This window comes from Flavobacterium sp. W21_SRS_FM6, assembly GCF_052119645.1.
Classification (GTDB): domain Bacteria; phylum Pseudomonadota; class Gammaproteobacteria; order Enterobacterales; family Alteromonadaceae; genus Paraglaciecola.
On the sequence record NZ_JBGQOM010000027.1, the window covers coordinates 1 to 2189 of the forward strand.

Annotated in this window: 3 protein-coding genes; all 3 read left to right on the forward strand. The window is 38.4% G+C overall.

The features are described from left to right. Positions 1–127 precede the first annotated feature (127 nt). A complete protein-coding gene (locus tag ACEN2L_RS20660) occupies positions 128–472 on the forward strand; it encodes a hypothetical protein (protein WP_441745963.1) in 345 nt (114 codons plus the stop codon). Between the two features lie 107 nt (positions 473–579). Then, positions 580–987, forward strand: a complete 408-nt coding sequence (locus ACEN2L_RS20665) for a hypothetical protein (protein WP_441745964.1) — start codon at positions 580–582, stop codon at positions 985–987. 134 nt (positions 988–1121) lie between these two features. Continuing rightward, positions 1122–1583 (forward strand): hypothetical protein, encoded by a 462-nt coding sequence (locus ACEN2L_RS20670; protein WP_441745965.1) that lies wholly within the window; start codon positions 1122–1124, stop codon positions 1581–1583. Positions 1584–2189: the final 606 nt, after the last annotated feature.

Consider the following 2189-nt stretch of genomic DNA (forward strand, 5'->3'; position numbering starts at 1 on the left):
GTCATGTATCACCTGATGAATATGAAAAGTTGTTTTCAATGGCAAGCTGAGTGTCTATGAAATTGGGGGAAGATCAGACTTTTGGGAACGTAATTATCAGCATTGTTTTCAATCCGCAGATGTTGTTGTGGAGGGAGAGATTACGAATTTCGAAAAAATTGAGTATAAAGGAAATGAGAAATTTGGTTATTCACATTACCTTATATCAATTGATGTTCTCAAATCTGTAAAAGGCTTTGATGGAAACAACCTCCAATACCATGTGTGGTATGAGGGAAAAGAACACGATATAAAAGGTAGTAGTCTGTTTTGTTTATGCACAAACAAAAAAGGTGAATTTGGTGACCCTGAGGGATTTGGCCGTATGTCTCTTGGCAAACACTACGAAAATTACTTAAATAAGCGTGATTCTGGCAGTATTAAGCCTATTGATATAAAGGGTAAATACTACGTACCATACTGTAGCGCCTAACAAGTTGCCAAAGTTCGCCGCAAAAAGCGCGGCTGGGACAAACACTCACAGGGCTTCCAACAACGTTCGCATTTGCCCCTTGGCAAAGCGTTAGCTGCTGGTGAAACATGGATGAGCAAACTAATACAATTGTGGGATTGACACTTGCTGTAATTATGGCAGTAATTGCTCGGGCGGTAATCTCTAAGCAAGAACGACAACTCGACGATCCAAATGATGATAGCGTTGTGAACTTGGACCAGCTGATAGCTACAGCCACACTTCAAAGTGGAGGTAAATACCTGTTACGAGTTATTCGACAAAGTGGAAATCTTCAAAAAGATGATCAGGTCTATGACTCATATGAGGCGGCAATAACGGCTGCGATTTCTACGTTTAAACGTGCAAAAATTGAATATGCTTTTATCACAAAAAATACCAACGTAGAGTTCTTTTTTCGTCGTCCGTACCATCATCATGGAGGCACTGCAGAAGGTAAAAAAGTTGGCAGTGTGGAGATTTATAAAATCGAGTAGCCTGCAGCTAACAAACGCATAAACTCGTTCACAAGCTCGCTGGGACAATAACACTTAGGCTCAGTCGCTTCGCTCCAATTTTATCCTACGTGTTATTGCCCGTTATGCGGGCGTTATGCATTATTGGAGTTTTAGTGAAATATAAAGTTTTATGGAAAAATCTTTGGAAAAAACTAACGAAGTTTATGAGTTTGGCGATCTCTATACCCGTTGCTTTTATTTTTGTTGTTCGCTTTTTTAAGAATGACATGAGTGTTGAGAAAACCTTTGAACATATCTCTCTTGCTCAATTACCATTGTTTTTACTTGGAATAATCGCTTTTTCCGCTTTCTTTGCCTTTTTAATTTCTTTTATGATTAAGTTTGCTGCAATTGAAATTAAAGACGGTAATTTAATTGGTCGAAACTATTGGTACTTTAAAAAAAGCATTCCTATAAATTCTATTTCTCAATTTTATCCCTTTAGCAATAATGGTATCGAAGCAATAGTTGCTGATGCAGGTAATCATGGGAAAGTTTATATTTCTACGCATACTGATAAGTTGGATGAACTTATTGAATATTTAAAGAAAACTAGTGGTGTAGGCGATGCATAACAAGTTGCCAAAGTTCGCCGCAAAAAGCGCGGCTGGGACAAATACTCACTGGGCTTCGCTCAACAACGTTCGCATTTGCCCCTTGGCAATGCGTTAAATACCTAAGGACAGATTCGGTGAAATTAAAGTATTCGTTGAAATTGCGACTTTTAATACTAAGCCCAATCTACCCGATATCATTCAACTTAATTATGATGTCAATATTCTACTCTGGCATACAACTAGACCGCATTACTAATCTAACGTTAGCTGTAATTGGTGGCTCATTGGCTATTGTTTTGGTTGGTCTTTTGCTACCAAGAAACAAGTTACTTTTGTGGAGTATATTTTGTGTTTTGTCACATTTAACATATTGGTATCTTTTATCTCCATTTGTTAAAGGCACTGGAAATTACCTTGGGGATTTTGGGGCATGGTATGGTTTAATTTTGTCCGTTCTTGTACCTATTATTTTGAGCTGGTGCGCACAACGGTATTTAACAAGGCGCTCAAGCAAGGACGCGCAAACAACGCGCGCCGCTTAGCTTGTCGTTAGTTGCCAAGGAAAAGTTTTGTATCGAATTTACTTATTTGCACTTTTAATCATTCCTAATTTGGTGCTAGCCA

Coding starts and splice junctions, on each gene's coding strand:
- ACEN2L_RS20665 (WP_441745964.1), top strand. CDS start 580: ATGGATGAGCAAACTAATACAATTGTGGGATTGACACTTGCTGTAATT.